Source organism: Sinorhizobium sp. NG07B (genome assembly GCF_002532005.1).
Lineage (GTDB): Bacteria > Pseudomonadota > Alphaproteobacteria > Rhizobiales > Rhizobiaceae > Sinorhizobium > Sinorhizobium fredii_C.
In genome coordinates, this window is the sequence record NZ_NWTD01000007.1 from 114,299 (window position 1) to 140,062 (window position 25,764).

Below are 25,764 nucleotides of genomic sequence, written 5' to 3' on the forward strand. Positions count from 1 at the left end.
GTTCCCTCAATATCCCTCTTGACCATCATGTTATCGATAACATAAGCTCCGCCTCAATTGGCTTTGGGAGGAGCGCATGGATGGGCAAAAGCTGCTGGAGTTCCGCTCCATCACCAAGGAGTTCGGCGGCACCAAGGCGCTCACCCAGGTCTCGCTCGATCTCGAAGCTGGCGAAATCCTCGCGCTTCTCGGAGAGAACGGCGCCGGCAAGTCGACGCTGATCAAGACGCTCGCCGGCATCTACCGGCCGGATGGCGGCGAAATCCGGTTCCGCGGCGAGCCCTATGTCAACCAGCCGCCGAAGCCGAACAAGCGCCAGCCAGTAGCCTTCATCCATCAGGACCTCGGCCTCATCGAATGGATGACGGTCGCCGAGAATGTCGGTCTGGCGCAGGGCTTCTCGATGCGGACGCGGCTGATCGACTGGCGCCGAACGGAGGAGCGGGCACGCGAGGCGCTGCGTCTCGTCGGCTGCGATTTCGATCCCTCGACGCGCATCCAATCCCTGACCCGCACGGAAAAATCGCTGGTGGCGATCGCCCGCGCCTTGGCTGTGGAGGCGGACGTGCTGGTGCTCGACGAACCGACGGCGAGCCTTCCGGCCGACGAAGTGGAGCGGCTCTTCGATGCCATCCGGCCCCTGAAGGAGCGCGGCGTCGCGATGATCTACGTCTCGCATCGGCTCGACGAGATCTTCCGCATCGCCGACCGGGTCGCGGTGCTGCGCGACGGCCGCCTCGTCGGCCAGAAGCCGGTTGCCCAGACGACGCCGGACGAGCTCATCGAGATGATCGTCGGACGCAAGGCCGACCAGCTCTTCGTCAAGGCGGAGAGCCGGCCGGGCGAAGCGGTGGTCAGCGTCCGGCAGCTCGCCTGCCAGGGCGTCGGGCCGGTCTCCTTCGATGTGTTGAAGGGCGAACTCATCGGCCTCGTCGGCCTGCGCGGCGCGGGCCAGGAACTGGTCGGCCGCGCGCTGTTCGGCTGCCAGCCCTTTTCGGGAACGGTGACGATCGGCGGCGAGACCCCCGATCTGACGAGCCCGGTGGCGGCTATGCGCTCCGGCGTCGGGCTGATTGCCCGCGACCGCACGGAGGAATCGGTCGCCATGTCGCTGTCGCTGCGCGAGAACACCTTTCTCAATCCTGGGGCCTCGGGCCGGGGGCTGCTTTCGGTTCTCGCCCCCGCCAAGGAGGCCGCCCTGGCGAAAGCGATCGGCGACAGCGTCGGGCTGAGGCCGAACGACCAAAGCTTGCCGATTGAGGCGCTGTCCGGCGGCAATCAGCAGAAGGTCGTGGTCGGGCGCTGGCTCGCGACCGGCCGCAAGCTGCTCGTCGCCGAAGATCCGACGGCGGGCGTAGATGTCGGCGCCAAGGCCGACATCTACCGGCTGATCGCTCGCGCCCTCGAGGCTGGGCTCGCGGTCGTCGTGGTTTCGACCGATTTCGAGGAAATCGCCCATATCTGCCATCGCGCCCTGGTCTTCTCGCGCGGACGCATCGTCCGGGAGCTGAAGGGCGAAGAACTGACGACCTCGGCGGTGATCGCCGCCGCCTCGGCCTCCGAAGCCGCCTGAGTTCAGGGAGAAGAAAATGCAGTCGATTGAATCCACCGCTCTTGAACCGACAAGAGGCGAGCTTGCCGGCCTCAGCCTGGCGCAGAAGCTGATCCGCTTCCTGCCGGTCTATGGCCTCGTCATCTTGACGCTGCTGCTGATCGTGCTGTTCTCGCTGCTCCTGCCGCAGACCTTTCCGACGGTGCTCAATGTCCGCTCGATCATCTCCGACAAGGCGATCATCGCGATCCTGTCGCTGGCGGCGATGATCCCGATGGCCTCCGGCCGCATCGACCTGACGGTCGGCTACGGCATCGTCCTCTGGCACATCCTGGCAATCAGCCTGCAGACGATGTTCGGCGTGCCCTGGCCGGTCGCCGTCGTCATCGTGCTGCTGCTCGGCGCGCTGACCGGTTTCCTCAACGGCCTGCTCGTCGAGGTGGCGCGGATCGACTCCTTCATCGCCACGCTCGGCACCGGAACCATCCTCTATGCGCTGGCGCTCTGGCACACCGGCGGCCGACAGGTCGTCGGCGTCCTGCCGGAGGGCTTCTATTCCATGAACGGGACGATGCTGCTCGGCCTGCCGATCACCGGCTTCTATGTGCTCGTCCTGGCGCTGGCGCTGTGGCTGGTGCTCGAATATCTGCCGATCGGCCGCTATGTCTACGCGATCGGTGCGAACCCAAAGGCGGCGGCGCTGAACGGCATTCCGGTGCGCCGCTTCGTCATCGGCGCCTTCGTCTCCTCCGGCACGCTCGCCGCGCTTGCCGGCGTGCTGCTCGCCTCGAAGCTTAGGATCGGCCAAGCGAGCGTCGGCCTCGAATATCTGCTGCCGGCACTGGTCGGGGCCTTCCTCGGCTCGACCACCATCAGGCCCGGCCGTGTCAATGTCTGGGGCACGATGATCGGCGTGATCATCCTCGCCGTCGGCATCTCCGGCATCCAGCAATTCGGCGGCTCGTTCTTCGTCGAACCGCTCTTCAACGGCGTCACCTTGCTCGTCGCGATCGGCATCGCCGGCTACGCGCAGCGCAGGAGGGGAACGGTGACGCGCAAGCCGTCGGCGGCCGTCCCGGAGCCGGCTGGAACGAAGTGAACTCAAAAATCTGCATCGAATAACGAACCCAAGGGAGGACGGGTATATGAAACGCAGGACTTTCATGACAGGCACGGTGGTGGCAATCGCACTGATGGGCGCCAATGTCGCCTTTGCCGATCCGATGGCCGATGCTCAGGCAATCGTCACGAAATATGCCAACCAGGTGACCGTCTGGGACGGGCCGACGGCGGGGCCGAAGGCTCAGGAGGGCAAGACCATCGTCGTGCTCGCCGGCGACCTCAAAAACGGCGGCATCCTCGGCGTCACCACCGGCGTCGAGGAGGCTGCGGCCGCGATCGGCTGGGAGGTAAAGGTGATCGACGGCGCCGGCTCGATCGGCGGCCGCACGGCGGCTTTCGGCCAGGCCATGGCGCTGAAGCCGGCCGGCATCATCATCAACGGCTTCGACGCCGTCGAGCAGGCGCCGGCCCTCGAACAGGCCAAGGCCGCCGGCATTCCGCTCGTCGCCTGGCATGCCGGGCCGGTGATCGGGCCGGACGATAAGACCGGGCTCTTCGCCAATGTCAGCACCGACGCGATGGAAGTGTCGAAGGCTGCCGCCAACTGGGCCTTCGTCGACGCCAAGGGCAAGCCCGGCGTGGTGATCTTCACCGACTCGACCTATGCGATCGCCATTGCCAAGGCCGACAAGATGAAGACCGAAATCGAAGCGCTCGGCGGCAAGGTGCTCGAATATGTCGACACGCCGATCGCGGAGACGTCGCAGCGCATGCCGCAATTGACCACCTCGCTCCTGCAGAAATACGGCGCCCAATGGACCCATTCGCTGGCGATCAACGACCTCTATTTCGATTTCATGGGACCGTCGCTTGCCGCCGCCGGCAAGGGCGGCACCGACGCGCCGATCAACGTCGCCGCCGGCGACGGTTCGGAATCCGCCTATCAGCGCATCCGCGCCGGCCAATTTCAGAAGGTCACGGTTGCCGAGCCGCTCAACCTGCAGGGCTGGCAGCTGGTCGACGAACTGAACCGCGCCTTCGCCGGCGAAAAATGGTCGGGCTACCTGTCGCCGCTGCATGTGGTGACCGCCGACAATGTCGAATTCGACGGCGGCCCGAAGAACACCTTCGATCCCGACAACGGCTATCGTAACCATTACAAGAAGCTCTGGGGCAAGATGTAATCTCCCAGGACTGGGGCACCGCGAATGGTGCCCCTTTTTTTGCTATGCGGCTACGGTGGTATTGCCCTGCACCACCTTGAGCGTCGCCTGCCAGGCCCCCGGCACCTCCTTCGCCGCGATCATCTGCAGCAGCGCCTGTGCCGCCTTCTCGCCGATCTCCGTTCGCGCCATGTCGATCGTCGTGAGCCGCGTTCGGACGGCGTTGGCCAGCGATGTGCCGTTGAAGCCGACAACGGAAATCCGGTCGGGCACCGAAATCCCGGTCTGGTGCAGGTAGGAAAGACCGCCGAGCGCCATGGCGTCGTTGAGAAAGTGGATGGCATCGACGTCGGGGTGCGCCCGCATCAGCTCTTCCGTCAGAAAGCGTCCGGTGACGGCCTGGCGTGGCCGGTCGTCGCAAGTCACGCTCAGGAGATCGATGCCTGCCGCGGCAAGAGCCGACTTGAGAGAAAGATAGCGGCGGCGGGCGCAGAGATCCTTGTCGAGCTCGGCGCCCACATAGGCAATGCGGCGTAGGCCGCGCTCAAGGAAATGCTTTGCCACAAGCAGTCCGGCCTCCTCGTGCGACGGGCCGGCGCTGAAATCCAACGCCCCGGCGTCGCAATCCCAAAGCTGGATCGCCGGGCAGTTTCGCCGGGCTAGCAGCTTTTCCGCCTCCGCGCTCCGCGCCATGCCGCCGTTCAAGAGGAGGCCGGCCGGACGGAACGACAGCATGGCGCGGATGAGCTCGGTTTCGGTCTGCGGGTCGAACAGCGATTCGCCGATGAAGGTCTGAAAGCCCTCTGGCCGAAGCGCCGCATTGATGCCGCTCAGGACCTCCGAAAAGACGATGTCGCTGATCGACGGAATGATCACCGCCACCATTCGGCTCTTGCGGGAACTCAGCGTCCCGGCAAGATGGTTTGGCAGATAGCCGAGCTCGTCGGCGGCTTGCTTCACCCGCCGGCGCGTTTCCGCCGAAATGTTTCCGGCGCCGCGCAGCACCTTTGAGACGGTCATCCGGCTGACGCCGGCCCTGACCGCCACGTCGTGAAGCGTGATCACCTTTCCGCGCAGGTTCACTCGATCCTCCTTTTCGCCAAATATCGCTTCGCCGATTGACGAGCGGCTTTGTTATCGATAACATCAGCCTAAGTTAACGATAACCTTCGGCGCCTTCAAGGGAAAACAGCCGGAAAGAATGAGTTGTTTGCCTGCGGGCGTCGCATCGGCGCTCGCGGCGAGATGGTGCCGCTGCGCCTGCGAAGGCCCGGCGGCAAGAGGGCGATGTTCGGACTTCGAGAGCCCGCGAGGAGCGGGCAGAGTCCGGCAATGACGATTTACCAAGTGGAGGAGAAACCATGACGATTTCAAATTTTCTGCGCACAATGGTGGCAGCCGTCGGCATAGCCGCGGCCGGGCTCGCTTCGGTCGCCGAGGCGCAAGCAGCCACGCTCAATGACATCATCTCGCGCGGCACCGTCCGCATCGGCGTGCTGACGGGCGCGCCGCCGATGGGCATGGTCGACGACCAGGGCAATCCCACCGGCTACGACGTCGACGTGGCGAATCTGATCGCCGGCTATTTGTCGCTTCCGGTCGAACTCGTCCCGCTGACGCCGCCGGCGCGAATCCCGGCGCTGCAGACCGGCAAGGTCGATTTCCTCGTCGCCACGCTGGCGCCGACCGGCGAGCGCGCCAAGACGGTGATGTTCACCCAGCCCTACAGCGCCTTCAACATGGACATCATCTCCGGTGCCGACCAGAAATTCGCCAAGTTGGCCGATCTCGAAGGCAAGCGCGTCGCCGTCAACGGCGGCTCGTCGCAGGAAACGGCGCTGCGCAAGGCGGCGGTCCCAAGCCTGGAAATCGTTGTCTACGAGGATGATTCCACCAGCGCCCAGGCGCTGATCGCCGGACAGGTCGATGCGGTCGCGCTGCCCTCGACGGTCGGCGAGGCGATCATCAAGCAGCGCCCGGATGCCGGCCTGCAGGTCGGCTTCACCTTCTTCCAGCAGGGCAATTCGATGGCGACCCGGATGGAGGACTATGAGATCCGCCAGTGGCTCAACACCGCCATCTACCTGATGAAGATCTCCGGCGATCTCGACAAGATCGCCACGAAGTGGACCGGCCGGCCGATGCCGGCGCTGCCGACCTTCTGATTGCGTCTCTCAAAGATTCGCCGGCGATACATCCGGCGAATCTTTCAACGTCGACGGAGTCTTCATGTCCTATACGTTTCAGTTCGGCGTGCTGGCCGAATACCACGACCAGCTCCTCAGCGGCATCTGGCTGACGATCAAGATTTCGGTGCTGTCGATCATCCTCGGCTGCGCCGCCGGCATCCTGCTTGCCTCTGTCCGATCCATCTGGGGCGGTGCGGTCCGCTTTCTCGTGGATGCTTATGTCGAGATCATCCGCAACACGCCCTTCCTGGTCCAGTTGTTCATCGTCTATTTCGGCCTTCCGGGGCTCGGCCTGCGCGTCGGGGCCGACACGGCCGCGCTGATCGGCATGACGATCAATCTTGCCGCCTATTCGACCGAGATCATCCGCGCCGGCATCGAGGCGGTGCACAAGTCTCAGATCGAGGCCGGCGAGGCGCTCGGGTTCACCCGCTTCCAGATCTACCGCCACGTCATCATCGTGCCGGCGATCGCCAAGGTCTATCCGGCGCTCTGCAGCCAATTCGTGCTGATGATGCTGGCCTCCAGCATCTGCTCGACGATCTCGACCCAGGAACTCGCCGCCTCGGCCGCTTTCGTCGAATCCCAGACCTATAGGTCCTTCGAAATTTATATCGCCGTGACGCTGATCTATCTCGTCCTGGCGCTGGCGCTGCGCGCCGCCCTTGCGGCTGGCGGCATGTGGCTCTTCGGCCGCCGCATCGCCCGGCGAACGATGACGGCCCTCCCGGAGGTGCAGGCATGACCTTCAAGACCTTCGGCCTCGACCAGTTCGGCTTTCTGCTGTTTTCGCTGCAATGGACGCTCCTGCTGACGGTGATCGCGCTGATCGGCGGCGGTCTCCTCGGCTTCGCCATGGCGCTCGCCCGCACGTCGCAGCTGAAGCCGCTGCGGCTTGCCGCCGCCACCTATATCCAGGTGATCCAGGGCATCCCGGTGCTGATGATCCTGTTCCTCTCCTACTACGGCCTCAGTCTCGCCGGCTTCGAACTGCCGCCGCTCATTGCCGCAGGCGCCTCGATGACGATCTACGCCTCTGGCTATCTGGCGGAGATCTGGCGGGGCTGCATCCAGGCCGTGCCGAAGCAGCAATGGGAGGCATCGGAATCCCTCGCCATGACCCGGCTGCAGCAATATCGCTATGTGGTCCTGCCGCAGGCGATCCACATCTCTCTGCCGCCGACGGTCGGCTTTGCCGTCCAGGTGGTGAAGAACACCTCGATCACCTCGATCATCGGCTTTGTCGAACTCGCCCGGGCCGGGCAGCTCATCAACAATGCGACGTTCCAGCCGTTCCGCGTCTTCCTGGCGGTGGCCGCCCTCTATTTCGTCGTCTGTTACCCATTGTCCCAGCTCTCGCGCTTGCTGGAAAGGAGGCTTCATGCCGGAAGTAGTCGTTGAAAACGTCCACAAGAGCTTTGGCGCTCTCGAAGTCCTCAAGGGCGTGTCGCTGTCGGTGGGGCGCGGCGAAGTCTTTGCGCTGATCGGACGTTCGGGCTCGGGCAAGAGCACGCTGCTGCGCTGCATGAACGGGCTCGAGAAGATCAATTCGGGCAAGATCGAGATCGCCGGTCACGCGCTCGGGGGCGATGCCAAGGCGCTGCGCAAGCTGCGCACCGATGTCGGCATCGTCTTCCAGAGCTACAATCTCTTCCCGCATCTGACGGTCGGCGAGAACATCATGTTGGCGCCGCGGATCGTCAAGGACGTGGCGAAGGCGAAGGCGTGGGACGTTGCCCGCGAAGTGCTGCAACTCGTCGGGCTGTCGGAAAAGTTCGATTCCTATCCGGACCAGCTTTCCGGCGGTCAGCAGCAACGCGTCGCCATCGCCCGCTCGCTCGCCATGCGGCCGAAGGTGATGCTTTTCGACGAGGTGACCTCGGCGCTCGACCCGGAACTCACCGAAGAGGTGCTGATGGTGATGGAACAGCTCGCCCGCGACGGCATGACCATGATCCTGGTGACGCACGAAATGGGTTTCGCCCGCCGCGTCGCCACTCAGACCATCTTCATGCACAAGGGAAAGATCTGGGAACAGGGGCCGTCAGCGGCTCTCTTCGCCGATCCGCAAACGCCGGAACTGCGCCAGTTCGTCAAATCCGACGTCAAGTGAGGGTTGCCGCTTCGGTCGGGGCCCTCCGGAAGCGCATGTCGGCGCATTTCTCGCCGACATGCATTTAATCCGCCACGACGCTCCAAGTGTCGTCCGGGTTGAAACGGTCGATGAACGGCACGATCGCTTCGGTGCTAGCCCCGAGATCGCGCTCGTAGACAATGCCCTGCTGATTGACGAGGAAGGTCTTGACGCCCGTCTCGGCATAGCGGACCGGCCAGGCGATCAGCGCGAAGCCGGCGATCATGTTGTCGTTGATGACATAGTCGTACCGGCCGCCGGCGATGTTGTCGCCTTGTGACGTAAGGATGCGGTAGCGATAGCCGAAATAGCCTTCGCCGGCCTTGGCCTTTTCCAGCGCCGCCTCGCTGATGGCGTCACCGACCGGGCTCTCGCCATCGCCCTGCTCCGCCGGCCAGTAGAGGCCGTCGGTCTGGCCGGCGGTGCTGATCAGCTTCTGGGCGTATTCGAGGACGCCGTCAGCGTCGCGATCCCGACTGGCATAGTCCTTCTGCGCCTCGACATAGGCGCGCACCGTCTCGATCGCCTCGAGCTCGTTCTCGCCGACGCGTCGGTTGACGATCTCCTCAAGCCCGATATAGGTGTCGAAGGCCCATTTGCCGTCCTCGCCTTTGCTGACCGGGAAGGGCAGCGGCCAGAGCCGGTCGCCGATCTCGATGATCTTGCGGCCCTCGAGATCGCGCACTCGCATGTTGCGGGCCGCGCCCTCGCGAATCTGCGCGAAGGTGTCCATCGCCCCTTCGCCGGTCCTGAGCTTCGCCGCGTCGAGGCCGAGCAGCTTGGCGACCCCGTCGAAGTCATTGGCGGCAAGCGCCGATTTGAGCGCCTCCACCGCCTTGGCCGGATCGTCGAAGGCCGGCGGATCCTCCTGCGCGGCATAGTCTTCGATATTTTCCGGCGGCTTCACCTGCGCGAAGCTCAAATCGATGGATGCCACCGCGAGCGTGACCCCGATCGCCGTTCCGATAAGAAGAGAATGAAAGAGCTTGCTCATGATCGTTCTCCCTCGTCCGCTTAACGTCTGCCGCCGCGTCCGCCACCGCGGCCACCCCCGCCGCGGCCCATCGGCGGCCTGCCGCCTCCGCGGCTCATTTGCGGCCGCCCGCCGCCACGATGGCCGCCACCCATGCTATGGCCGCCGCGCCGCGACGAAGCCATCTCGCGCCGGCCGTGATTGACGTTGCCGAGGCCCGACGGCTTCCTTGGCCGGTTCTGCGCCTTCGAGGCCATCTTCTTCTTGCCGGCCGGCCGGTTCACCGAGGACTTCTTGCCCTTCGGCCGGTTGACGCTCGGCTTGCCGCCGTCGGCTCTCGCCTTCGCCACCGCCTGCCCGCCGCCGGGGCGTGTTGAGGGCCGCGCGGACGCTTCCCGTCTCGGCTGCGCCTTAAGTCCCTCGAGCGTGCTCTTGCGCACATCCTTGAGCCCACCGCCGCCGCCGCCCGGTCGCGCCTGCGGCCGGTTTCGGTTGATCTCGGCGGCGCGGTTGCGCAGGTTGTTGTCGCCCCTGGCCTTGATGTTGTTCTTGATGTTCGTCCGGTCGAACTTGTTTAGCTGGTCGCGGTCGAAGCTGAGCTTACTGCGGTCGACATTCTTCCAGTCGATGTCGTTGAAGTTGAGCTTGCCGTCGAAGTCGATGTTGTTGAAGCACTTGTTGCAGTCGACGTCGATGTCGCCGTCCCAGTCGCCGCCCCAGACACCCCAATCGTCCCAATCGACGATGGCGCCGAAGATCGCTCCGGTGACGGCACCGGCGAAGAAGGCGGCGCCCGGATACCAGTAGGCCGGATAGGGCTCGTCATAATAGTCGATCGGCACCGGCGCATAGTCCGGCTCGTAGAGCATCTCCGGCGGGTACTGCGGCACATAAATGGTTTCCGGGCTCGCCGACTGGATGATGATGTTGTCACCCTCCTCGACCACCTTGATCTTGTCGTCGGTCTTGATGATGTCCTTGGCGACGGCCTCGTCCCGCAACTGCTGAATGGCGATCAGCACGTCCTTCTGCTGGTTGGCGATCGCCTCGCCGAAGCTCTGTGTCCATTCGAGATCCTCGCTCATCATCTTGACGATCTCGGGATAGTTGAGCAGCGAGATGACGCTGCCGTCCCAGCTTTCCTTCGGTTTCAGCTCGGGCTTCTTCTTGCGGGCCTCGAGGAACCGCTCGGCTTCGACGATCTGCAGCGGATAGAGCGAGGCGGCCGAGACCAGCGCCACCAGCTCGTCCGGATAGAGGGCGATCGGCGCGACCAGGACTTCGAGCTCCTCGTCGCTGAGCGGCTCGGGCGCCGCCTCGGCCGGCGCAGCCGGTGCAGGGGTTTCCTTCTGCTGGGCCAGAACGAGACCGCCGGGTGTCAGGAGCGCCAGAGCAACTGCCGTGGCGCGGCAAAGCACGAGAATCCGCTGTTTGTCCATTTTCCTACCCCCGGGGCAAGAGCTTTCGAACGGATGCGCGGTGCGACGGGTGGGTGCACCGTCGCGCCGGGCTTTGCTCATGGCTGAGCGTTGGTTGCAGGATTTTTCGGGGGCGGCTTTACCGGTCTGTTGATTGTACCCGTGGCGCCCGGATCCGGCCTTTGTGCCGCGTCTCTTCGTTTGAGGAGATACTTGTTGATGGGCTCTCGCTGACCGTCGATGATGCGCTGGTTTATGTCGATGCCATCATAGTACTCGTCTGCGGCCGTGGGCGCCGCGGCACCTAGCACCAGCGAAAAGACAATCACCGCCGCTCGATTTGTCGGAGTCTTGTACATTGTCAAATCCCTCCTGCGTGCAGGCAATTCTTCCTTTTATTATGTAACCGGAGGGCCAGTCGTTGATCGCAATCAACAGGGGACAAAATTACCCCTGCGCCTCCTGGCAAAACCGCTGAGGTTCGAAGGAAAACCGACGTGGGCCAGCCGCCATTTGTCTCAAATCAATGACATGCCGACGGTCCATTCCTAAAGTTGACGAAGTGGAACGGGCGCGTCTCACCGAGCGCGCAAAGCCGCAATGCCCGACGAGCAGAATCGCATGAACGACCGCATGCGACTTGGAGGGAGACATGACGATAGCGCAAGAGGGCACCTTCAAATCCGAGGCGCATTCCGACAAGCTGACGCTCCTGCCGCTTACCGCGCTTGTGGTGGGGTCGATGATCGGGGGCGGCGTTTTCAATTTGCCGTCTGATATGTCGCGCGCCGCGGCCCCCGGGGCGATACTCATCGGGTGGATCATTACTGGTTTCGGCATGCTGATGCTCGCATTTGTCTATCAGACGCTGGCAAACCGCAAACCGGATCTCAACGCCGGCCCCTATGCATACGCCAAGGCTGGGTTTGGCCCGTTCGTGGGCTTCATCAGTGCTTGGGGATATTGGCTCAGCGCTTTCCTTGGAAATGTCGCCTATGCCGTGGCCATCTTTTCCGGACTGTCTTTCTTCATCCCGGTGTTCGAAGATGGCAACAATCTCGTTTCGATTGTCGGCGCCTCGTTCTGCCTCTGGGCCATTCATTGGCTCGTGCTGAAAGGTGTCAAGCAGGCTGCCTTCGTCAACATCGTGACGACCATCGCCAAGCTCGCGCCGCTCTTCCTTTTCGTCCTGATTGCAATCGTCGCGTTCAATTGGGACAGGTTCACGCTCGACTTCTGGGGCCGTGGTGGTGCCCTCGATGCCCCCGACCTCGGCAGCGTCATGGCGCAGGTGAAAAGCACTATGCTGGTCACCTTGTGGGTCTTCATTGGTATAGAAGGGGCGAGCGTCTACTCGGCGCGCGCGGCCCGGCGCTCCGACGTTGGCCGGGCGACGGTAATCGGTTTTATCGGAGCGCTTGGAATCTACGTCCTCGTGTCCTTGCTTTCGACGGGCATATTGAGCCAGCCTGAACTCGCCGGCCTCAAGGTGCCGTCAATGGCCGGGGTGCTGCAGCCGCTCGTCGGACAATGGGGAGCAGCCCTGATCAATGCAGGGTTGATCGTCTCCGTCGGCGGCGCATTCTTGTCATGGACGTTGCTTTGCTCGGAAATTCCGTACACCTGCGGCCGCGATGGAACATTCCCGAGATGGTTCGCCGCTGACAATGAAAACGGCTCGCCGGTAAACTCACTTTGGGCGACCAATATCCTGATTCAGCTTTTCCTCGTTCTGAGCTTCTTTTCCAAAAGCGCCTACCAGTTCTTCTATTTCATCGCGTCGGTCGCCATACTGCCGCCCTATGTATTTTCCGGAGCCTACGCGCTTAAGCTCGCTTTGAGCGGAGAGACTTACCAACAGGCGGCGTCCGGCCGAAGCAAGGATATCGCCATAGGTGCCCTGGCAACGCTCTATGGCATCTGGTTGGTCTATGCTGCCGGGCTCAGCTATCTGTTGATGTGCTCGATCCTGTTCGCCCCCGGCCTCCTTGTCTATGCGAGGGCTAGGCAGGAGCGAGGTGAACGGGCCTTCGCCGGTTTCGAAATCTGGCTCGCGGGACTGGTCGTCCTGCTCGCGATCCTTGCTGCCTATCTGCTGTGGATCGGAAAGATAAGCCCGCTCTGAGCATGGTGGGTCAAGTTGCAAAGACTCCGGTTCAAGGAGGAAACGCGAATGCGCAACTTTGGTGTTCATTCGGAAGTCGGTAAGCTCAGAACTGTGATGGTGTGCAGGCCATCCTTGGCGCATCAACGACTGACCCCGGCCAATTGCCACGACCTGTTGTTCGATGATGTCATCTGGGTCCACGAGGCTCAAAAGGATCACTTCGACTTTGTCCTGAAGATGCAGGAAAGAGGGATCGAAGTACTCGAGCTCCATGATCTGCTGGCAGAAACGCTTACGGATGCGGATGCCCGCACATTCGTCCTCGATCGCCGAATCACGCCGAACGTGTTGGGCTCTCAGATTGCCGAAGCCATGCGCCCTTGGCTCGACGAGATGGATTCGAAACAGCTCGCCGCTTACCTCATCGGTGGAATTGCCATTGAGGACCTCCCCGAGGGCAGGGGCAAGAAGCTGATGGTTGGCGCCTTCGGGGGGCTGGAATTCGTCATCCCCCCCATTCCGAACACGCTTTTTCAGCGTGATCCATCCTGCTGGATCTATAACGGTGTGACATGCAATCCGATGTTCTGGCCGGCGCGCCGTGCCGAAACACTGGTGCAGCGCGCGATCTACAAGTTCCATCCGACCTTCAAGGGAGGCGACTTCCACATCTGGTGGGGCGACTCGGACGAGCAATTTGCCAATGCGACGATGGAGGGCGGCGACGTCATGCCGATCGGCAACGGCACCGTGCTCGTCGGGATGGGGGAGCGGACGACCTATCAGGCCGCCGGGCAAATGGCGAAGACCTTGTTCAGGAACAAGGCAGCGACCCAGGTCATCGGCTGCCTGATGCCGAAGAGCCGGGCCGCGATGCATCTCGATACGGTGTTCAGTTTCTGCGACCGTGACGTCGTGACGCTTTTCGCCGAAGTGGTGGACCAGATCCGCTGCTACAGCATGCACCCCGTCGATGACGACGGCAATTTCGAGGTGCGCGCCGAGGAGCGTCGGATGCTCGAAGTTGTCAGCGAAGCTCTGGGCCTGCGGAAGCTAAGAACCGTCGCCACCGGCGGCAACGCCTATGAGGCGGAGCGAGAGCAATGGGACGATGGCAACAATGTTGTTGCGCTCGAGCCCGGGGTGGTCGTTGCCTACGACCGCAATACGCACACGAATACGCTTCTCAGGAAGGCCGGCATCGAGGTCATCACGATCCGCGGCGCTGAATTGGGTCGGGGCCGAGGCGGCGGCCACTGCATGACATGCCCGATCTGGAGAGAGCCGGCTCACTGAAGAATTCCCCATCCTGATTGGCAAATGGAGCAGCATCATGAGTTTCAATCTCCGCAATCGCTCGCTTCTCACGGTGCAGGACTATACACCTCGCGAGTTTCGTTACCTGCTTGATCTCGCGCGCGATCTGAAACGCGCAAAATACGCGCGCACGGAACAGGAGCATCTGAAGGGCAAGGAAATCTGCCTGATCTTCGAGAAGACTTCGACGCGGACGCGCTGCGCCTTCGAAGTGGCCTGCTCGGATCAGGGGGCGCACGTGACCTATCTCGATCCGGCTGGCTCGCAGATTGGACACAAGGAGTCCTTCAAGGACACGGCCCGCGTACTGGGACGCATGTACGATGCAATTGAATATCGCGGTGCTTCCCAGCACGGCGTTGAGACCTTGGCCAAATATGCCGGTGTGCCCGTCTATAACGGCCTAACCGATGAGTATCATCCCACTCAGATGATCGCCGACGTCATGACGATGCGTGAGCAAAGCGACAAACCAATCAGCGACATCAAATACGCCTATGTCGGTGACACGCGGTCCAACATGGGACATTCGCTGTTGATCGTCGGTTGCCTGCTGGGCATGGACGTGCGGATCTGCGGGCCGAAGTCGCTCTGGCCGTCTGAAGAATTTCAGACCATCGCGAATAGGCTGAAGGATCGCTCGGGAGCGCGCCTGGCGATCACCGACGATCCGCAGGCGGCCGTGGAGGGCGTCGATTTCATCCATACCGATGTCTGGGTGTCGATGGGGGAACCGAAGGAGGTCTGGAAGGAGCGAATCCAGCTCCTTACGCCATACCAGGTCAATGCAGGATTGATGCAGGCGAGCGGCAATCCGCAGGTCAAGTTCATGCATTGCCTTCCCGCCTTGCATGACACCGAGACGACCCTCGGAAAGCAGATCGCCAGCGAATACGGAATGGAAAATGGCCTCGAAGTCACCAACGACGTTTTCGAGTCCGAGGCGAACATCGCTTTCGAGCAGGCGGAAAATCGCATGCACACGATCAAGGCGCTGCTGGTCGCAACCTTGGGGGACTGAAGATGCGTGTCGTCATCGCATTGGGGGGCAATGCCCTCCTCAAGCGCGGAGAGCCGATGACCGCGGAGGTGCAAAGGCGCAACATCAAGATTGCGGCCGAGGCAATAGCGCCGATCGCTGGCGAGCATCAGCTCGTGATCACGCATGGCAACGGCCCTCAGGTCGGACTGCTTGCACTTCAGGGCGCCGCCTACAAGGCGGACGAAGCCTATCCGCTCGACGTCCTTGGCGCGGAGACGGAGGGTATGATCGGCTATATGCTCGAGCAGGAGCTTGGCAACCTGCTTCCGTTTGAAGTGCCGTTCGCAACTTTGCTCACGATGGTGGAGGTGGACGGCAACGATCCGGCTTTCCAAAACCCCACCAAGTTCGTCGGGCCAGTGTATGAGGCTGACGAGGCGGCGGCGGTTCATCAGGAAAAGGGATGGATCTTCAAGCAGGACGGCAACAAATGGCGTCGCGTCGTCCCGTCTCCCGTTCCCAAGCGGATTTTCGAGATCCGGCCGATCCGCTGGCTTCTCGAAAAGGGGACCATCGTGACCTGCGCCGGCGGCGGCGGCATTCCAACCATGTACGTACCGGACAAGGAGCGGACGCTCGCCGGCGTCGAAGCGGTTATCGACAAGGATCTCTGCTCCGCGCTGCTTGCCCGGGAGCTTTCGGCGGACCTGCTCATCATGGCGACCGACGCCGACGCCGTGTTCACCGATTGGGGAACGGAGAATCAGAAGGCAATCTTCAAGGCCAATCCGGACAAGCTCGGCGCCTATTCGTTTCCGGCCGGTTCGATGGGGCCGAAGGTCGAAGCCGCCTGCGAGTTCGCCAGGCAGACCGGAAAGACCGCCGCGATCGGGGCACTGCAGGACATTGCTGCAATCCTGAATGGCAAACGGGGCACGATTATCAACCCGAATTTTCCGGATATGACCTGGCACGAGCGCGACCCAGCGCCAGTCAGGGGCTGACCATGAATGACATCGTCCGCGACGACACTGCAAGGCCGCCGTCGCTGGTCGACGCACTCATACCCTGTATCGCGCTGGTGATCCTTCTATCGCTTTCCTTCTCCCTTTTTGGCGACGACGCATCCTCCGGTCCGAACCAGATCGCCTTGCTTTTCTGCGGTATCATCGCGGCGTGCGTCGCCTACAAGAACGGCCTGCCCTGGGCAGGCATTCGCCAAGCGGTTGTCGACGGCATCGCAGCCGGTTTGCCGGCGATCCTCATCCTTCTCGCCGTCGGGGCACTGATCGGCACCTGGGCGATGAGCGGCACGATCATCGCGATGATCTATTACGGGCTGAAGCTGCTGAGCCCGACGTACTTCTACGCGACCACCGCGCTTGTATGCGCTGCGGTCGCCTTCAGCATCGGCAGTTCTTGGACGGTGGCAGGGACGATCGGCATCGGGCTTATGGGTGTCGCCGCCAATATGGGCCTGTCGCCCGCGATCACGGCCGGAGCGGTCATATCGGGCGCCTATTTCGGCGACAAGGCCTCGCCACTGTCGGACACGGTGAATCTGGCGACCGCTACGGCGGGATCGGACATCTACAGTCACATCCGCGAGTCGCTCTGGACGTCGGTACCGACGCTGTCGGTTTGTCTGCTCATCTTCGGGCTCCTTGGGCAGCCGGCCGATTTCGATGCGACGCAAGCCTTGGCAAAGATCGACAGCAAGCTCAGCGTCTCGCTCTGGTCGTTCCTTCCCCTGTTGCTGGTCCTGCTGTTTTCCCTATTCCGCCTGCCACCTTTCGTGGCGATTTTCATCGGCGCTCTTGCGGGTGCAGTCCTCGCGGTTTTGCATGATCCCGAGCGCGTCGCAGCATTTGCCTCAGTGCCGGATCTGCCCTTCGGTCTCGCACTGCTCAAGGGTGCTTGGGCAGCGCTAGCCAACGGCTACGTCTCCGCGACGGGGGAGAAATCCATCGACCTCATCCTGACCCGTGGGGGCATGTCTAGCATGATGAACACGGTCTGGCTCATCGTCGCGGCCCTTGCTTTTGGCGCGGTGGTCGAACATGCCGGTTTGCTGAAGCGGCTGATCGAGCCACTGGTGAGGCGGACCAAATCGGCCGCCGGCCTCATCTCGACGGTCGTCGGCACATCGATAATTTCGAACGTTGTCACGTCGGATCAATATATTTCCGTCGCATTGCCGGGCAGGTTGTTCGGGCCGTCATTCGCGAACCGCGGGATGGCACCTGTCATGCTCTCGCGAGTGGTGGGAGATTCGGCGACCGTGACATCGCCCCTTGTGCCGTGGAACAGTTGCGGCGCGTATATGGCAGCAGCTCTCGGAGTTCCGACTGCCGTCTATGCCGGGTTTTGCTTCTTCAACATTCTGAATCCTTTGGTCGCCATCGCATTTGGATTTCTCGGATGGCGAATGGTGCGGATGAGGGTGCCGGAGACGGGGCACACAAGCCCGGCTCCCGTTTGAGTAAGCATCGGGCGGAAATTCCATGGCTGCCAGAGGGCAAGACCGTGGGCCTGGTGCGAAGCATGGGACATTTTGTGCCTCGCGTGAGGCTGGCCTTTCTTCGTCTTGACTTGAAGTGGAGCAAAGCGATGACGGATCAGAAGGATCTCAATGCCGATAGAAGACCTCCAACCGCGGAAGAGCTTCGCAAACAGGTGCTCGAACGGGAAATGGAGGAAATGGACAGGGAAAGGAAGCTCAAGGCGATCGAGGAGCAGAAACACGCTGACTTCGCTGCCGATTTCTTGAAGAAACACGTGACGGAAGAAGAGATCGCCATGGTGCGCCGTCTCGTCGCCAATGCCGTCAAGGCAGGCAAGTTCGAGGCGATGGTCTACAGCTTTCCGTCCGAACTCTGCACCGACAGCGGTCGGGCGATCAACAGCGCCGATCCCGACTGGCCGCAAACTCTGCAGGGCAAGGCGAAGGAATTCTTCGAACGCTATCAGACCTTCGGCAAGCCGCAGGGCTACAAGTTGAAGGCGATGATCATCAACTTTCCTGGCGGCATGCCCGGTGACGTCGGGCTGTTTCTAAACTGGGCTCCGGACAAGGTCTGAGCCTCAACCTCAAAGTCCATTTGGCGCACGGCGGGTGTCAAAGACACCTGCCGTCTCTTGCTGCCAGCTGAGGGGACGCGGTGTGCCGTCTCCCCTCAGAACACGTTCGGCACGGTGCGGCGGATATGGTTGTCCGGGACGTAGTCGTCGGGCCGCTTCTGGCGTTTGCCGAGTTCAGGTTCGGCAAATTTCACCCGATCGTAGGGAATAGAGGACAGGAAATGCGAGATGCAGTTGATGCGCGCGCGCTTCTTGTCGTTGGACGGCACGATCCACCAGGGCGCATAGTCCGTATCGGTCATGCGGATCATTTCGTCATAGGCGCGCGTATAGTCCCACCAACGGCGATAGGATTCGACATCCATCGGACTGAGCTTCCACTGGCGCAGCGGGTCGTCGATGCGCTGCCGGAAGCGGCGTTCCTGCTCCTCCTCGCTGACATCGAGAAAGTACTTGAGCAGGACGATGCCGCTTTCGATCATGGCGGCCTCGAAGCGTGGCGCGAGCTCGAGGAAGCGGCGCGCCTTTTCCTCCGAACAGAACCCCATGACGCGCTCGACGCCGGGCCTGTTGTACCAGGAGCGGTCGAAGATCACGACTTCGCCGGCCGCCGGCAGATGCTGGATATAGCGCTGCATGTAGATCTGCGTCTTCTCCCGGTCGGTCGGCGCCGGAAGTGCGGCGACGCGAAAGACCCGCGGGCTGACACGTTCGGTGATCCGTTTGATCACCCCGCCTTTACCCGCCGCGTCGCGTCCTTCGAAGACGACGACGATACGGGCTCCGGTCTTCTTCACCCAGGCCTGCAAATGGGCGATTTCCTCCTGCAATCTCGCGAGCTCCTTCGGATAGTCGCCGCTCGGCCTCGTCTCGACCGCAGGCGCCTCGGCGAGCCTCCTGCCCTTGTTCTTTTCCTTGCCTTTCTTTCCGTTTTTGCCATTCTTGACCATGTTGCTCCTCCCAGGCTGACCACAGCCTCTTAAATTCACGGTCTGCCCTGCCGGCGCAGTAGAGGACAGCTCTACTGCGCGGCCGTTTCCGCACTGCTTTTCTCGAAGGCGTCAAGCGCGTCATCGAGATCCTCGAAGATCATCCCGGGCCCGATCTTGGCGATCACGCCGGCACGTTCGAGAATCGCGCGCGCTTCGAAATGCAGCTCAGCGATCGCGAGTGCTATGCCGCGCCTGTCGAGATCGTCATAAAGCTCATCGAGCATGGCGGCTGCGGAACTGTCGATCTGGGCGATGGCGCTCGCGTCCATGACGAACCAGCTTGTGTCCGCGGGCAGCGTATCGATCACCGCGCGCAGGCGCGCCTGGACGTAATCGGTGTTGAAGAACAGCAGGCTGCCCTGGACCATGAAGAGCGTTAAACCTGGCACCGGTCGCGCCGCCGGGTTGCGGTGGAGCTTGTAGAAGCCGTCATGGCCGGCAAGCCGGCCGAGCAGGGCGTCGCGCGGGAACATGGTTTTCTGCAAAACGTAGACCAGCGTCGCGGCGATCGCCGTCACCACGCCCTCCAAAACGCCGAAGCTGATCGGTCCGGACAAGGCGATCAGCGCGAAGACGAATTCGATGCGGCTGATGCGCCAGATCTCTTTCAAGGCGGAAATATCGATCAGGCTGAGTGCGGTTGCCACCAGCACTGCACCGAGCGTCGGGATCGGCAGGATGCGCAGGACATCGCCGAAATAGAGGAGCACCGCCAGCAATGCTGCCGCCGCGACGATGCTCGCGATCTGCGACCGGCCGCCGACGCTGAAGTTCACTGCGGTGCGCGAGTCCGAAGCGGTGACGGGAAAGGTCCCGAAAAGCCCGGCGGCGATGTTCGCCGCACCGAAGCCCTCGAGTTCGCGATTGGGATCGACCAGGTAGCCGCCCTTGGCCCCGAAGCTGCGGGCAGCGATGATGCCTGAGCCGAAGCTCACCAGAAAGATGGCCCCGGCGCCGAGCAGGAGCGCTTGGAAGGGGAGGCCGGAAACCGCCGGCAGCGTCAGCGACGGCAGCTCGCGCGGGATGTCTCCGACCACCTTGATGCCCTGCCCCTCGAAATCGAACAGGGCCGATGCCAATACTGCGAGCGCGACAACCAGCACCGGTCCGGGAATGCGCGATCGCATGAGGCGTGCCGCCTGCAGCAGCGCGAAAGACACGGCGGCAAGCAGCAGCGACGGCCAATGGATCGATCCGGCCTTGCCGAGCAGTTCGAGGACCGGAGCGATGAGGCCGTCAGCTTCGATATCGACGCCGGTGACCCGGTCGATCTGGCCGATCAGGATCGAAAGCGAGATGCCGGCAAAAAAGCCGATCAGGATCGGGCGCGACAGGAACGTCGCAAGCACGCCGAGCCGCACGACCCGTGCGATCAGGCACAAGGCGCCAACGGCAAGCGCCAGCAACGCGGCGACAGTCACCCGATCCTCGGTCACGCCGGGCGTGGCGTAGACCGTGGTGAGCACCGCGGCGAGCACCGTCATGGTCGCCGCGTCCGGCCCGACGATCAGGCGCTGCGACGGGCCGAAGAGGGCGTAGGCGACGAGCGGCGTGATGCTTGCGTAAAGGCCGGTCTCCGGCGGCAGGCCGGCGATGGCCGGATAGGCGATGGCGCTCGGCAGGCCGACCGCTGCGATCGCCAATCCGGCCGAGAGGTCGCTGCGCAGCCAGTTCGCCTGATAGCCAGCAAGATTGGCAATGAGTGGCAGGCGAGGGAGGGTGAGTTGCATCCCCGTCACCTCCGCATCAATGTCCCGTCAGGACCAGCGTCTGGACGGGCAAGAGCAGCGCCTGCAGGCGGAGGATGGCCGCGTGCACAAGCCCCACCGCGTCAACGATATGCAAATACAGCCAGCGCGTCGTGCTGATCCCCGGCGCATGCAATTCGTCGTGATTGCTGGTGTAGGCGTTCGCGATGCAGCTGCTGCCCGGCGGGATTCCGGCAAGCTGGCCCCGATAAAGCGGCTCCAGATAGGTGGTCAGGGTGCCGGGGCGCGCCAGCTGCTGTACGTCGACGAGCTGGTCCGTCGGCCGATACTGTCCGGCGGCGATGACGTCCTGAACCTCGGTGACCACCATCGGAATGATGGTGAACGGCTTGCCGACGCAGGTCGCCTCGGCGATCATCCCGGCTTTCATCACCTGCGCCTCGATCTGACCGAAGCCGGCGATTAGCCCAATGCGCCGGTCCTCCGGCACGAGGATACCGGCCGAGCGGATCATCGGATTGACGATGTCGCCGGGCCTGAGCGTAAATTGCTGCACGGTGCCGGCTACGCCGGCACGTACAGTCGTCTTGTCCAGTTCCACCTGAGCCTGGGCAAGTGCCGCTTCCGCGCTCGCCTTCTGCGCCGGCAGAAGCGAGGCGATCTTCGTCTCCAGCGTCTGCTTGTTCGAGACGGCGGCGGCAAGCCCGCCCTTGCGGCCATCCGCGGCGACCTGCAGCCGCTCGATTTCCCGCCTAGCAACAATATTGGGATTGCGCGTGTTCAGTTCGACCTGCGTCTCGAGTTCGTTTAGCGCCTGGAGATAGGCGCCCTCGGCTTGAGCGATAAGGCCATCGGCCGAGGCAAGTTCGCTCTGCGCCACGGTCATCTCGGCGTCGATTTCCGCAACGCGGCGGCGTGCGGTCTCGAGCGCTGCCTGCTGCTCCTTGTTGTCGAGGCGGAAGAGCGGCGCGCCGGACGCCACCTTCTCGTTGGTGCCGACAAACACCTCCGCCACGCGGCCGTTGGATTCGGGTAGGATCGTAACGGTGCGGAACACCGCGGTGACGTTGGTGGTCGAAGGATGGAAGTAAAAGATCATCGTGATCAGCGAGACGGTCAGGATCACGCAGGCGGTAATGCCGTAACGCAGCTCGAACCACATCGAGTAAAGATTGATCTCCCGGCCGATGCGCTTGCCCTGGACATAGCGGCGAAACAGGAAGTCCGGAAAGATGGTGAGCAGCGAACAGATCAGGAATTCGAGCATGGTTCAGCCCCTCCGCTCCGCCTTTTCGTCGGCCGTGGCTGGCTTGATTTCGAGCGGCACCCATTGCGGCGGCTCCGATGGCGGGTTGTTCGGTCGGGGTTCGATCGGCGCCGCCTCGGAATAGGGTTGGCTTGCCTCCGCCTCTTCCAGTTCCCCGTCGCGACGGGCAATCCTCGCCAGCGAACGGGCCATCGATCTGACCGGGGACGAGAAATCCGGGAACTCGATCATGGCGAGCAGCAGGGCCGCGATCCAGAAGAGATGATTGTGGGTGAAGAGCGCGATCAGGCCCAAGGCGCCGACGATCTGCAACTGCGCTTTGCTGGCACCATGCGCCATGTGCTCCGGAAGCGCGTGCAGGCGGAGGTACAGAATGCCGACAAGGAAGATCATCAGCAGGACGAAGACGGCCATCACGTTGAAGAGGACGTCGGTCTGCCCCGGCGCGGTGATGAAAGGCGGCAAATGGTCAGCCGCGGCCGGATGCAAAGATTCTTCCATCTATGCGCTCCTCCTGAAGAAAGGCCATGTATTCGGTTGCTGCGCGAAAGCGGTACGCTCGAATACGAATAGAGAAAGCTCGGGACGGATGGCCTTGATTATTCAAGCATAATGATACGCGAGATGTGCCCGCTGGGCATTGATCGCAGTCAATATTCCCCCGTGGCCAGCCCTCTCCATCAGCATCGATGCGGAGCCGGCTCTTCTCATTGCTATCTGTAAGAGCAGAGACTCGGATGGGGAACGTCGAATGGCGTATGCTACGGTATGTTACTGCCATGGCGCCCTAGTCGGCGTAGCATCTCCCGGAGTGCGTTGGAGCCGTGAGAAGCGAAAATGGATGTCGATCCATCCCGAGTGAATCCGGTCAGCGACGACATGGTCGGACGATCATCCGTCGAGGCTAAGATCACGGAGATCGCCAGGATCGGCATCATCGGGCTGTTCGCCTATTGGTCCCTAACGTTGATCGCGCCGTTCGCGGTTATTCTCGTCTGGGCGGCGATCCTGTGCGTGGCACTGTATCCGGCCTACTCCGCCATTTCGGCCATGCTCGGTGACTGGCCGCGGCTGGCGGCGGGCCTGATCACGATGGTCTGTCTGGTCATCATCGTCGGTCCGCTCGCGGCCATTGCCCTCAGCTTTGCGGAAGGAGTCCAGGCGCTGCTCGCAAGGCTCGACGATGGTGCGTTGCAACTGCCAGTACCACCCGAGAGTGTCCGCAACTGGCCGCTCGTCGGCGAGCGCATCCATGCTGCCTGGAGCATGACGGCCGGCAACCTCGAGACCGTTTTGAGACAGTTCGAGCCGTCGCTGCTGCACGCGGGGAGCAAAGTTCTCGGTAAGATCGCCAGCCTGGGCGTGGACTTGCTCGGCTTCGTGATTTCAGTGCTTGTCGCCGGCCTTCTTTTCCGGTCCGGAGAGCGTCTTGCCGAAATGGCGGAGGGTTTCGCCAGCAGGATGGGTGGCGACAGGGGCATCGGCTTCGTGCGCCTGGCGGCGGCGACGATCCGCAACGTCGCCCGCGGCGTCATCGGCGTTGCGCTGCTACAGGCCTTTCTCTGCGCTTTGGTGCTGAGTCTGTTCGATGTTCCGGCACCCGGCGCAATAGCCTTCGTCGTCCTCATCCTCTGTATCGTTCAAATCGGGCCCGCACTGGTCTTGCTGCCGGTAATGACCTGGGCCTGGCTGGAGATGGATTTCGGCCGGGCCATCCTGCTCACACTCTTGCTGATGCCGCTTCTCATCATCGACAACGTCATGAAGCCGATCCTGGTGGCGCGCGGACTGTCGACCCCAACGCTTGTCATTCTACTCGGGGTGCTCGGTGGCACGCTCTCTTACGGGCTGATCGGCCTCTTCCTTGGGCCGATCATTCTCAGTGTGTTCTACGACCTGGTGATGATGTGGATGCATCCGGATTCAGCGGCAGGAAAGCCTCTGCCCGAGTCTTCACGGCTTTCGTCAGTTACTCGGAACTGACACGCCGGCCTCGCGCAAGCCTTCGATGAAGTGCTGCTGGTCCTCCGGGCGACGAATCCGCAAGGCGACCTCCTTTCGGATATTGTCGAGGAAGCCTGGAACGTTTGCTTCGAGCCATTTTCGTTCTTCGTGTGCCTGGTCCGTCTTGCCGAGTTTCCCAAGAATTGCAAGCAAGATGACCCGATAAATCGGATTGGCACGAAGGTCGGCCAAGCGTGCCCAGCGCTCCGCGTCCGCGTAATCGCCCTCGATATAGGAGCAGACTGCCAGGGCTGCCTCGAAATATCCGACCGGGCCGGGATTTCTCGTGACTGTTTGCGACAGGTACGCGCAGCCGACCCGCCATTGGCCCGACAGGGCGAGCCGAAAACCGTACTCGCCGGCGAGCTCGGTGTCGTTGGGATTGATGGCAAAGGCGCGAGCTCCGACGGCCAGGGCAGCATCGAATTCGCCCCGGAAGTAGAGGGTGAGCATCTGCGCCTGCAGGGCGCGCACGTCCTGCGGATCGAGTTCCACGGCGCGCACCGCTGCCTCGATCGCCCGCTCCAGCGAGACCGGCGACGTCCGATCGAGACGATAGCGGAACCGGAGCTCGTCGACGTAGGTCATCGACAAAAGCGCCCAGGCCGTAGCGTAGTTGGGGAATTCTCGGGTGGCCTGCTCCAGGCATTCTTGTACCGAGGCATGCGTTTGCGGGTTCAAATCGCTGCGATATCCATAATAGGCGAGCGTGCAGGCATAGGCTTTCCAGTCGTCCGGAACGAACTGGGTGAACTGCGTGGCGTTTGCCTGGAAGACGACGCCATATGGTTGTGCCACTGCGGTCGCCACAGCAGCGGCGGCTTTCTCCTGCAGGTCGATGATCTTATGCGTCTCGAGGCTTTCGTCGTAATTGTTGGCCCACACCACCGACGCGTCGGAACGCTTCATGAGTCTGATCCCCAGCCGCAGCCTGTCGCCATCGAGCCGGACCCGCCCCTCCAGCGCATAAGCTGGACCATCGGTCGCTTGTCGCAGGTGATCCGGATTATCACGAGTGACGACGACGATCTCCTTGAACCGGGCGATCTTGTCGACGACCTCGTCGGCGAGACCCCGCGTGATCATTGCCGATTGCGGCGTCGCGGAGAGATCCTCAAATGGCAGAACGACCAATGTCGGGATGTTCGGCCTGACACGGGCCGTATTCGAGCCATTTCCTGTAGTGCCGGGTTGAAGCAGGGCATATGCCGCAAGACCGCCGAGGGCAAAGGCGATGGCTGCTATCCCGACCCGCATCCATGGCTGCCGGGAGGGCTCTATTGAAGAAATCGGTCCGGCAAACGCAGAAGAGCGAAGAGAGGTTTCGGTATGCGCGTCGACGTGCCTTTCGAATGTCGGCACATAGGCGCCCTTCGGTATCTTGATAACGATGGAATCGTCGCGGCCTGCGACCAGATAATAGCGTTCGAGCGCGCGCCGTATACGGCCAGCTTCGATGCGGACGGCCGGGTCCGTCTGAGCGTCGAAGGAGGAGTCTCGGCCAAAGACTTCGGTTGCTATCGAATAGGCCTTAATGCGGTCGGAACGGCCTGCAACCGTTTCCTCGACGACATAGGCAAGGAATTTTCGAGCGCGATCCGGTGCATCGAACTCGGCGCTGAGCCGAATTCGATCGAGCTGTGCACGAATTTCCGCGTCAGTGGGTAGAGCAGTACTCGGTTCGACCCGGACGCGACCGTGGCCCGCGATTGCCATGTCCGCCCCCCAAGTCGCTCACAACGTATGATTGTGTCGGCGGCGTTGTAAGCTCCTGTATTCTACGTCCTTACCCGGGCAAAGCGCAATATACTTAG

Annotated in this window: 23 protein-coding genes; 14 read left to right on the plus strand and 9 right to left on the minus strand. The window is 62.4% G+C overall.

Annotated features, from left to right (window positions below; genetic code table 11):
• The first annotated feature begins 76 nt into the window (after window positions 1-76).
• Genes CO664_RS21550 through CO664_RS21560 form a run of 3 tightly spaced genes read left to right on the plus strand, consistent with a single transcriptional unit; the run spans window position 77 to window position 3,798 of the window.
• Complete coding sequence (locus CO664_RS21550; RefSeq protein ID WP_097539849.1) at window positions 77-1,573, plus strand: sugar ABC transporter ATP-binding protein; 1,497 nt, start codon at window positions 77-79, stop codon at window positions 1,571-1,573.
• 16 nt (window positions 1,574-1,589) lie between these two features.
• The gene (locus tag CO664_RS21555; RefSeq protein WP_097539850.1) at window positions 1,590-2,651 is read left to right on the plus strand and encodes an ABC transporter permease; all 1,062 of its coding nucleotides are present in this window, start codon (window positions 1,590-1,592) and stop codon (window positions 2,649-2,651) included.
• 46 nt (window positions 2,652-2,697) lie between these two features.
• The gene (locus CO664_RS21560; RefSeq protein ID WP_097539851.1) at window positions 2,698-3,798 is read left to right on the plus strand and encodes a substrate-binding domain-containing protein; all 1,101 of its coding nucleotides are present in this window, start codon (window positions 2,698-2,700) and stop codon (window positions 3,796-3,798) included.
• Window positions 3,799-3,840: 42 nt separating this feature from the next.
• Here CO664_RS21560 and CO664_RS21565 read toward each other — a convergent pair whose 3' ends face one another.
• A complete protein-coding gene (locus CO664_RS21565; RefSeq protein WP_097539852.1) occupies window positions 3,841-4,860 on the minus strand; it encodes a LacI family DNA-binding transcriptional regulator in 1,020 nt (339 codons plus the stop codon).
• Between the two features lie 278 nt (window positions 4,861-5,138).
• Here CO664_RS21565 and CO664_RS21570 point away from each other — a divergent pair, with 278 nt between their 5' ends.
• The 4 genes from CO664_RS21570 to CO664_RS21585 all read left to right on the plus strand — a co-directional run bounded on the left by CO664_RS21570 (window position 5,139) and on the right by CO664_RS21585 (window position 8,079).
• A complete protein-coding gene (locus CO664_RS21570) occupies window positions 5,139-5,942 on the plus strand; it encodes a transporter substrate-binding domain-containing protein (protein ID WP_097539853.1) in 804 nt (267 codons plus the stop codon).
• A 64-nt stretch (window positions 5,943-6,006) separates the two neighbouring features.
• A complete protein-coding gene (locus CO664_RS21575) occupies window positions 6,007-6,711 on the plus strand; it encodes an amino acid ABC transporter permease (protein WP_097539854.1) in 705 nt (234 codons plus the stop codon).
• Window positions 6,708-7,367, plus strand: coding sequence for an amino acid ABC transporter permease (locus CO664_RS21580; protein WP_097526909.1), 660 nt, complete (start codon window positions 6,708-6,710; stop codon window positions 7,365-7,367). The genes CO664_RS21575 and CO664_RS21580 overlap by 4 nt, the downstream gene beginning before the upstream one ends.
• Window positions 7,348-8,079: an amino acid ABC transporter ATP-binding protein gene (locus CO664_RS21585; protein WP_037421200.1), complete on the plus strand. Its 732-nt coding sequence runs from the start codon at window positions 7,348-7,350 to the stop codon at window positions 8,077-8,079. Before CO664_RS21580 ends, CO664_RS21585 begins: the two co-directional genes overlap by 20 nt.
• 64 nt (window positions 8,080-8,143) lie before the next feature.
• Here the strand turns inward: CO664_RS21585 and CO664_RS21590 are convergent, their stop codons facing one another.
• The 3 genes from CO664_RS21590 to CO664_RS21600 form a co-directional block, all read right to left on the minus strand.
• On the minus strand, window positions 8,144-9,094 hold the full coding sequence (locus CO664_RS21590; protein WP_037421198.1) for a DUF2950 domain-containing protein: 951 nt from the start codon (window positions 9,092-9,094) through the stop codon (window positions 8,144-8,146).
• Between the two features lie 20 nt (window positions 9,095-9,114).
• On the minus strand, window positions 9,115-10,512 hold the full coding sequence (locus CO664_RS21595) for a DUF3300 domain-containing protein (protein WP_097539855.1): 1,398 nt from the start codon (window positions 10,510-10,512) through the stop codon (window positions 9,115-9,117).
• A gap of 77 nt (window positions 10,513-10,589) precedes the next feature.
• Window positions 10,590-10,850, minus strand: a complete 261-nt coding sequence (locus tag CO664_RS21600) for a hypothetical protein (RefSeq protein WP_037421181.1) — start codon at window positions 10,848-10,850, stop codon at window positions 10,590-10,592.
• 293 nt (window positions 10,851-11,143) lie between these two features.
• Between CO664_RS21600 and arcD the strand changes: the two genes are divergently transcribed.
• The 6 genes from arcD to CO664_RS21630 all read left to right on the plus strand — a co-directional run bounded on the left by arcD (window position 11,144) and on the right by CO664_RS21630 (window position 17,978).
• Entirely contained in the window at window positions 11,144-12,616 is a 1,473-nt protein-coding gene (gene arcD, locus CO664_RS21605) for an arginine-ornithine antiporter (RefSeq protein ID WP_050988283.1), read from the plus strand.
• Window positions 12,617-12,664: 48 nt separating this feature from the next.
• Window positions 12,665-13,894: an arginine deiminase gene (gene arcA / locus CO664_RS21610; protein WP_097539856.1), complete on the plus strand. Its 1,230-nt coding sequence runs from the start codon at window positions 12,665-12,667 to the stop codon at window positions 13,892-13,894.
• Between the two features lie 37 nt (window positions 13,895-13,931).
• Complete coding sequence (locus CO664_RS21615; protein WP_097539857.1) at window positions 13,932-14,936, plus strand: ornithine carbamoyltransferase; 1,005 nt, start codon at window positions 13,932-13,934, stop codon at window positions 14,934-14,936.
• A gap of 2 nt (window positions 14,937-14,938) precedes the next feature.
• Window positions 14,939-15,901 carry a carbamate kinase gene (arcC, locus tag CO664_RS21620; RefSeq protein WP_097526906.1) on the plus strand — a complete coding sequence of 321 codons (963 nt, stop codon included), beginning with the start codon at window positions 14,939-14,941 and terminating at the stop codon, window positions 15,899-15,901.
• Window positions 15,902-15,903: 2 nt separating this feature from the next.
• Window positions 15,904-17,379 (plus strand): Na+/H+ antiporter NhaC family protein, encoded by a 1,476-nt coding sequence (locus CO664_RS21625; protein WP_097539858.1) that lies wholly within the window; start codon window positions 15,904-15,906, stop codon window positions 17,377-17,379.
• A gap of 128 nt (window positions 17,380-17,507) precedes the next feature.
• The gene (locus CO664_RS21630; protein WP_037421167.1) at window positions 17,508-17,978 is read left to right on the plus strand and encodes a hypothetical protein; all 471 of its coding nucleotides are present in this window, start codon (window positions 17,508-17,510) and stop codon (window positions 17,976-17,978) included.
• Window positions 17,979-18,073: 95 nt separating this feature from the next.
• Here CO664_RS21630 and ppk2 read toward each other — a convergent pair whose 3' ends face one another.
• The 4 genes from ppk2 to CO664_RS21650 form a co-directional block, all read right to left on the minus strand.
• Complete coding sequence (gene ppk2, locus CO664_RS21635; RefSeq protein WP_097539859.1) at window positions 18,074-18,928, minus strand: polyphosphate kinase 2; 855 nt, start codon at window positions 18,926-18,928, stop codon at window positions 18,074-18,076.
• Window positions 18,929-18,999: 71 nt separating this feature from the next.
• Entirely contained in the window at window positions 19,000-20,700 is a 1,701-nt protein-coding gene (locus CO664_RS21640; RefSeq protein WP_097539860.1) for a SulP family inorganic anion transporter, read from the minus strand.
• A 16-nt stretch (window positions 20,701-20,716) separates the two neighbouring features.
• The gene (locus CO664_RS21645; protein WP_037421158.1) at window positions 20,717-21,946 is read right to left on the minus strand and encodes an HlyD family secretion protein; all 1,230 of its coding nucleotides are present in this window, start codon (window positions 21,944-21,946) and stop codon (window positions 20,717-20,719) included.
• Between the two features lie 3 nt (window positions 21,947-21,949).
• Window positions 21,950-22,447 (minus strand): hypothetical protein, encoded by a 498-nt coding sequence (locus tag CO664_RS21650; protein ID WP_037421155.1) that lies wholly within the window; start codon window positions 22,445-22,447, stop codon window positions 21,950-21,952.
• 336 nt (window positions 22,448-22,783) lie between these two features.
• On the opposite strand from CO664_RS21650, the gene CO664_RS21655 reads away from it, so the two are divergent.
• Window positions 22,784-23,929 (plus strand): AI-2E family transporter, encoded by a 1,146-nt coding sequence (locus CO664_RS21655; RefSeq protein WP_097539861.1) that lies wholly within the window; start codon window positions 22,784-22,786, stop codon window positions 23,927-23,929.
• Here CO664_RS21655 and CO664_RS21660 read toward each other — a convergent pair.
• Complete coding sequence (locus CO664_RS21660; protein ID WP_097539862.1) at window positions 23,912-25,666, minus strand: hypothetical protein; 1,755 nt, start codon at window positions 25,664-25,666, stop codon at window positions 23,912-23,914. The genes CO664_RS21655 and CO664_RS21660 overlap by 18 nt on opposite strands.
• Window positions 25,667-25,764 lie beyond the last annotated feature (98 nt).